The following is an 839-nucleotide window of genomic DNA, read 5'->3' as shown; positions in this document are numbered from 1 at the left end:
TAGGGTCAGGACCCATTGATGTGAGAGGCGCGATCTGATTCAGGCTCTGAGAGGAGACTGGAATGAGCGACCTGTTTTGGCTGACGGACGAGCAGATCGAGCGGCTGCGTCCGTTTTTCCCGAAGAGCCATGGCAGGCCTCGGGTGGATGACCGACGGGTGTTGAGCGGCATCGTTTTCGTCAACCGCAACGGGTTGCGCTGGCGAGATGCCCCCAGCGTCTACGGACCTCACAAGACGCTCTACAATCGGTGGAAGCGCTGGGGTGAGCGAGGCGTGTTCACCCGGATGATGGAGGGACTGGCCGCGGCGGACGCCGAGCCGAAGACGGTGATGATCGATGCGACCTACCTGAAGGCGCACCGCACGGCATCGAGCCTGCGGGTAAAAAAGGGGATCTCGGCCGCCTGATCGGGCGCACCAAAGGCGGCATGAACACCAAGCTCCACGCCGTCGCCGATGCGAACGGACGCCCGTTGAGCTTCTTCATGACGGCGGGTCAGGTCAGCGACTACACCGGCGCGGCCGCGTTGCTGGACGACCTGCCAAAGGCCCAGTGGCTGCTCGGCGATCGCGGCTACGACGCCGACTGGTTCAGGGATGCCCTCCAGGCGAAAGGTATTCAGCCCTGCATCCCAGGCCGACGATCCCGCAACGAGCCGGTTAGATACGACAAGCGCCGGTACAGGCGCCGTAGCCGCATCGAGATCATGTTCGGCCGCCTCAAGGACTGGCGACGCGTCGCAACCCGGTACGATCGCTGCCCAACCGCCTTCTTCTCCGCCGTGGCCCTCGCTGCCACCGTCATCTTCTGGCTGTGATCAACGAGTCCTGACCCTA

General features: G+C 63.8%; 1 protein-coding gene. It reads left to right on the top strand.

The features are described from left to right. Positions 1-62 precede the first annotated feature (62 nt). A protein-coding gene (locus tag AC0CH8_RS18815) for an IS5 family transposase (RefSeq protein WP_465241190.1) occupies positions 63-820 on the top strand; the annotation gives its coding sequence in 2 pieces (ribosomal slippage) (positions 63-396 and positions 396-820; 759 coding nt in all). Positions 821-839: the final 19 nt, after the last annotated feature.

Source organism: Sphingomonas sp. AC435 (assembly GCF_979253005.1).
The sequence above is the reverse complement of the archived record's forward strand: the minus strand, read 5'-3'. Positions and strand labels throughout refer to the sequence as shown.